General features: G+C 71.9%; 6 protein-coding genes and 1 pseudogene. 5 read left to right on the top strand and 2 right to left on the bottom strand.

Annotated elements, in window-relative coordinates; all coding sequences use genetic code 11:
* Both PV363_RS15055 and PV363_RS15050 read left to right on the top strand, forming a co-directional pair.
* Positions 1-762: pseudogene (locus PV363_RS15055) on the top strand (glycosyl transferase); the annotation flags it as partial.
* A 44-nt stretch (positions 763-806) separates the two neighbouring features.
* Positions 807-1,355, top strand: a complete 549-nt coding sequence (locus tag PV363_RS15050) for a hypothetical protein (RefSeq protein WP_301022743.1) — start codon at positions 807-809, stop codon at positions 1,353-1,355.
* Here PV363_RS15050 and PV363_RS15045 read toward each other — a convergent pair.
* Positions 1,344-2,447 (bottom strand): alpha/beta hydrolase, encoded by a 1,104-nt coding sequence (locus tag PV363_RS15045; protein ID WP_301022742.1) that lies wholly within the window; start codon positions 2,445-2,447, stop codon positions 1,344-1,346. The genes PV363_RS15050 and PV363_RS15045 overlap by 12 nt on opposite strands.
* A gap of 124 nt (positions 2,448-2,571) precedes the next feature.
* On the opposite strand from PV363_RS15045, the gene PV363_RS15040 reads away from it, so the two are divergent.
* Positions 2,572-3,189 carry a hypothetical protein gene (locus tag PV363_RS15040; protein WP_220343301.1) on the top strand — a complete coding sequence of 206 codons (618 nt, stop codon included), beginning with the start codon at positions 2,572-2,574 and terminating at the stop codon, positions 3,187-3,189.
* Between the two features lie 9 nt (positions 3,190-3,198).
* Here PV363_RS15040 and PV363_RS15035 read toward each other — a convergent pair whose 3' ends face one another.
* The gene (locus PV363_RS15035; protein WP_220343302.1) at positions 3,199-4,044 is read right to left on the bottom strand and encodes an alpha/beta hydrolase; all 846 of its coding nucleotides are present in this window, start codon (positions 4,042-4,044) and stop codon (positions 3,199-3,201) included.
* A 193-nt stretch (positions 4,045-4,237) separates the two neighbouring features.
* On the opposite strand from PV363_RS15035, the gene PV363_RS15030 reads away from it, so the two are divergent.
* Positions 4,238-4,630, top strand: coding sequence for a pyridoxamine 5'-phosphate oxidase family protein (locus tag PV363_RS15030; protein WP_220343303.1), 393 nt, complete (start codon positions 4,238-4,240; stop codon positions 4,628-4,630).
* A gap of 69 nt (positions 4,631-4,699) precedes the next feature.
* Positions 4,700-5,868 (top strand): malic enzyme-like NAD(P)-binding protein (locus PV363_RS15025; protein ID WP_301022741.1); only part of this gene is annotated, 1,169 nt, incomplete at its 3' end.

The raw sequence follows: 5,868 nt of genomic DNA, 5'->3' as shown, positions 1-5,868 counted from the left end.
CGCACGGTTCTCGCCGGGACTGTCCTCCTCACCGGTCTCTGGCAGTGGCGTCTGCTCGTCGACACCCCGACGTTCCTGCCGTGGCTGCGGTGGGTCGTCGTCGGAGCCGCGGTGCTCGGCGCGACGCTGCTCCTCGTCGGGTACGAGCTCACACTCACCCGGGACGCCACGCGGCGGCTCGCCCTCACCACGGCGGTCCTCGTCGCGGTGGCCTCTCTCGCGGCACCCGCCGCGTCGGCTGCCGCCACCATCGGCAGCGCGCACACCGGCTCGATCGTGGCAGCGGGGCCGTCGACCGTCGGAGGACCTGGTGGCGGGCCTGGTGGTGTGCCGGGCGGTGCACCACCGGGCGGTGCACCACCGGGCGGTGCACCCGGTGCACCCGGTGGACCCGGCGGGGGCGGCGCGAGCTTCCTGGGTGGCGGGGGCACCTCCGGTGTCAGCGACGAGCTGGTCGAGCTCCTGCAGGACGGCGACTACCGGTGGGCCGCCGCGGCGCAGACCGCCAACGGCGCCGCGCCGCTCCAGCTCGCCTCCGGCGAACCGGTGCTCGCGATCGGCGGGTTCAACGGGACCGACAGCTTCCCGACGCTCGCCCAGTTCCAGGAGTGGGTCGCCGACGGACAGATCCACTACTACGTCGCAGGCACCGGCCACGGCGGTGGCGCGAACACGGAGATCGAGACGTGGGTGAGCGAGAACTTCGCCGCCCAGAGCGTGGACGGGACGACCGTCTACGACCTCACCACCGGCCAGGACTGAACGAGTCGGTCCAGGCCTCATAGAGAACGAAGGAGAGAAGAACGATGAACGACGACACGCGTCGACTCGGCCCCGAGGAGCCCCAGGAGGGATCCACGGCCGCCGCGACCCCGACCTCGAAGCCCGCCGGGTGGAAGAAGCTGGACAACCGCACGCGCATCGGTGCGGTGATCGCCGCGGTTGCGCTGTGCGGCTTCGGATTCCTCGGCGGGATGGCCATCGGGAGCGCGTCCGCCGACGACGGTGGCCAGGCCGACCCGGGCGTCGCCAACGGCTACGGGATGCACCAGGACCGTGGTGACTTCCGCGGTGACGGCGGCCCCCAGGGCCACGGTCAGGACGGCACCGCTCCTGACGGCACCGCTCCTGACGGCACCGCTCCTGACGGAGCCCGCCCTGACGGCACGGCTCCTGACGGAGCCCGTCCTGATGGAGAGGACGGCCCGGGGAAGGGAGGCTGCCTCGACGGGGACCGCGACGGCGGCGGCTCCCGTGGTGACCGGGGCGCGCCCCGCGGCACTGCTCCGGAGGGTGGCCCGACCGCTCCTGGTGGCGACGACGCCACTCCGGGGCCGGCCGACTCAGGCGCCTGACGGCTGGCGTTCAGCGGCGGCCCGCCCTGCGGCGGTGCCGCCGCTTCGCCGTGCGGACGGCCGCCCCGGTCTGGTGGCGGCCTCAGCCTGCCGACAGGCCGACCGCACGAACCGACCGACCTCGCGGGTGGCGTCGCGGGCCTCAGGCACCAGCCCCACGGCGACCTGGAAGACGTGGACCTGCTCCTCCCACAGCTGCAGCTCCACCTCCACGTCGGAGTCGGCGAGCCGGATCGCCATCAGCTGGGCGTCGGGGAGCACGAGCTCGTCCGACCCGACCTGGATGAGAGTGCGCGGGAGTCCACGCAGGTCGGCGTCGACCAAGGAGGATGCCGGCTTCAGCAGGTCCGACACCAGCGCGTTCTCGACCATGTCGACCAGCCGGAGGAACCCCCGCCACGTCGACTGCGAGAACAGCGCGCACGACGGGCGGCCGGGCTGGTCGAGCGTGCGTTCGGGGTCGAGATCGGTCACGGGTGACATCGCGACCAGGCCGGCGGGGGACTCCAGGCCCGACTCGAGGATGGCCAGCGCCACGGCGAAGGCGAGGTATCCGCCGGCCGAGTCCCCGGCGATCACGATCCGCTCGGGCGCGTAGCCCTGGTCGAGCAGCCAGGTGTAGCCGGCGAGCCCGTCCTCCACGGCGTGGCTGACTGGGTGCTTCGGCATCATCCGGTAGCCCACGTTGAGCACGGCGCCGCCGCTCGTGGCGGCGAGGCGGGCCGCCAGTCCGCGGTGGGTGTTGAGTCCGCCCACCAGGAAGGCGCCGCCGTGGAGGTAGAGGATCGCGTGCTCGTCGTCCTCGGCGCCGTCCGCCCGGATCAGCTCCGCGTCGCACCGCGGCAGCCGTACGTCCTCCACCGTCGTGTGCCGCGGGCTCGGCAGGAGCGCTGCGGCTCTCTCGAGAAGGCCCGTCGGCCACGGCGCACCCGGCGCGTGGGCCCACACCGAGAGCGCCGGCTTGACGGTGACCCGCAGGGCACTCGAGAGCAAGAGTGCGCGCTTGCTGCGGCGGGGCTTCTCGACCACCGTGAGGCCGTCCCGTCCCAGCGGGACCACCTGGGCGGCCGGGACGGTGTCGTGCGCGCTCATCGTGTCCTTCCCGGTGACGCACCTCGCCCGAGGATGTGCCGTACGTCACACGTGTGACGTCATGTTACTCGCGGGTTGGTTCGAGCGTCCGGCCGACCGGGTCGATCGGTGCCATCCTGGAGACGTGGCGACCTCGCGAGACGGAGAGACCTCGGCGACTCAGGCATCGGCCGACCGCCGAGGCACGGGCGCCGACGGCTGGAAGTCGTACGGCCAGCAGACCCTGCGCAACGTCCTCCTGGTGCTCGCGGTCGCGGTGCTGGCGGTCGCGGTCGGCTACGGTCTCGCCGCCTTCGTGCCGCGGTGGTGGGCGCAGTGGATCGGACGGCGGGTCGACGGCAGCCTGACCGCCGGCACGGTCTGGGGCCTCTTCCTCGGGATCGTGTTCACGTTGGTGCCCCTGCTCGTCGCCTGGCAGGCGATCACGCGGAGGTGGATCAAGGGCTACTGGAAGGCCGTCGTGATCGCGGTCGCCCTCGTGCTCGCGCTTCCCAACCTCATGACGCTCTCGATCGTGCTGGGCACCAGCAGCGGCGCCCACGCCGGCGAACGCATCCTGGACGTGGACGGTCCCGGGTTCCGCGCGGCGTCGTTGTGGGGCGCCATCATCGCCGCACTCGTGTTCGTCGGCCTGGCCTGGTTGACGCGCGAGAACCGAACGCGTGGCCGGCGCGTCCGCGACCTCAAGTCCGAGATCGACCACCGTGACGCGGCCGAGCGTGCCCGCGACGAGCGGACCTGATCCGGAGCGTCAGGCCCGCACGCGCGCCACGATCTCGTCGGCGACCAGCTCGGGCTGCTCCTCGGGCAGCCAGTGCGAGGCGCCCGCGACCGGGACGAAGCGGTACTCCGCGTGGATGTGCTCCCCGCACCGCCGGGCCCCTGCCGCTCCGAGGGCCCAGTCGTCGTCGCCCCACACGTAGGTGGTGGGCACCGTGACCGGAGGCGTCGCGCCGAGATCGCGCCCCATCGCGCGGTACCACGAGAGCGCGGCCGTGAGGGCCGCCGGCTCGCTCAGCACGCCGACGTACGTCGCGATGTGCTCCTCCGGCATGGCGTCGCCGAACATCGCACGCAACCGTCGCCCGTCGTCTTCCAGCAGCAGGTCCTCGGCCTTGCCGGGCTGCCGGAAGAGCCCGATGTAGGACGCGCGCTCCCGCTGGTCGTCGTCGTTCACCAGCGCCCACCCGTAGGCGGCGAGGTGAGGGACCGACAGGGCGACGAGGCTCCGCACCCGCTCCGGATGGTGCGCGGTGAGCGACCACGCCACCGCTGCTCCCCAGTCGTGGCCGACCACGTGCGCGGAGTCGTACCCAAGCTCGCCCATCAGGCCGATGACGTCGTCGACGAGGTGAGGGACGGCGTACGCCGCGACCTCTGAGGGCCTCGCGCCAGGGGAGTATCCCCGCTGGTCGGGGGCGATCAGGCGCAGGCCGGCCCGGGCGAGCCGTGGAGCGACCGAGCGCCACGAGTCGGCCGTCTGCGGGAAGCCGTGGAGGAGCACCACCGGCACACCGTCTTCGGGGCCTGTCAACGCGACGTCGAAGGTCAGTCCGCCGACCTCGACCGGACGCCGCTCTGCCCACAGGTCGCTCATGTCTCGCACACTACCGACGCGGCGCCGGTGGTGGAAGGTGACGGCTACGCCTCCGCGCCGCTGCTGGACGCCATGTCGATGCGCACGACTCCGGCCTGACCGACCCCTTCCGTCGCGTCGGTGGTCGGCGTACGGCCCGGCCTCTGGACGCGCCCGCGGATGTAGACTGAGGCAACTCCCAGGAGGTGGCCTGATGACCAACGGACCGCTCACGACGCTCGGCGCCGAAGAGACGCGGGAGCTGCTCGGGACGGCACGGGTTGGCCACATCGCGTACCACTCGCGTGGCAGCCTCGACATGACTCCCGTGAACTACCGGCTGCTCGGCGACACCATCTTCATCCGCACGGGCGAGGAGGGCACGCTGGCCGAGGGAGGGGTCGGGTCGCAGGGAGTCGCGTTCCTCGTGACGTACCTCGACCGCCTGTCGCAGACGGGCTGGAGCGTGAAGGTGCGGGGGCCGCTGTGGCGCGTCGACGAGGCCTCGATGCCGCCGGAGATGGAGCTGGACCCGTGGGTCGGCATCCACCAGTCGGTGCTGTTAGGGCTGGCGATCGAGGAGATGACGGGTCGTCGCGTGGGTTGAGCGTCGGGCGAGCCGCCTCGAACATGAGGTGCTCCTCAGGTTCCTGAGGCGGTGTGCGAATCTTGATCTGTGGCATCCACACCGAGCGTCTCCTACTCGATCACCGTCCGTCTCGAGGTCCCGGCCGGGGGATCCGCGGTCAGTGACCTCACCACCGTCGTCGAGAAGGCGGGCGGCGTCGTCACAGCACTGGACGTCACGGGCTCCCATACCGAGGTCCTCCGCATCGATCTCACGATCGCGACGTCGGACACCGACCATGCCGACCGGGTCGTCGCCGCCCTCGAGTCGATCGGTGACGCCGATGTCAAGAAGGTCTCCGACCGCACGTTCCTGATGCACCTCGGCGGAGTCATCGAGGTCGCCACGAAGCACCCGCTGCGGACCCGCGACGACCTCTCGATGATCTACACGCCCGGCGTCGCGCGGATCAGCGAGGCGATCGCCCGCGACAAGGAGGACGCACGGCGGCTCACGGTCAAGCGCAACGCGGTCGCGGTCGTGACCGACGGGTCCGCGGTGCTCGGCCTCGGCAACATCGGCCCGTACGCCGCGCTGCCCGTGATGGAGGGCAAGGCGGCGCTCTTCAAGACGTTCGCCGACATCGACGCCTGGCCGTTGTGCCTCGACACCCACGACGTGGACTCGATCGTCGAGACTGTCGCCGCGATCGCGCCCGGGTTCGCGGGAATCAATCTCGAGGACATCGCCGCGCCGAAGTGCTTCGAGATCGAGAACCGTCTGCGGGCGCGGCTCGACATCCCCGTCTTCCACGACGACCAGCACGGGACGGCGATCGTCGTGCTGGCGGCGCTGCGCAACGCGCTGCGCGTGGTCGACAAGGACCTCTCGCAGGTCCGCATCGTCATGTCGGGGGCGGGTGCCGCAGGGACGGCGATCCTCAAGCTCGTCCTGGAGGCCGGTGCCGAGGACGTGGTGGTGTGCGACATCGACGGCGTCGTGCACCGCGGGCGCCCCGGGCTCGTGGGACAGCTGGGCTGGATCAGCTCTCACACGAACCCTCGCGGGGTGACGGGCTCCCTCTGCGACGTCGTCGGCGGCGCCGACGTCTTCATCGGTGTCTCGGCGGCCGACGTCCTCTCCGTGCACGACGTCGAGTCGATGGCCGACGGCGCGATCGTGTTCGCGCTGGCCAACCCGAGGCCGGAGATCGACCCGGCCCTCGCGCGGGCGCACGCGACGGTCGTCGCCACCGGTCAGTCCGACTACCCCAACCA

Source organism: Mumia sp. (genome assembly GCF_028803055.1).
Lineage (GTDB): Bacteria > Actinomycetota > Actinomycetes > Propionibacteriales > Nocardioidaceae > Mumia.
The sequence above is the reverse complement of the archived record's forward strand: the minus strand, read 5'-3'. Positions and strand labels throughout refer to the sequence as shown.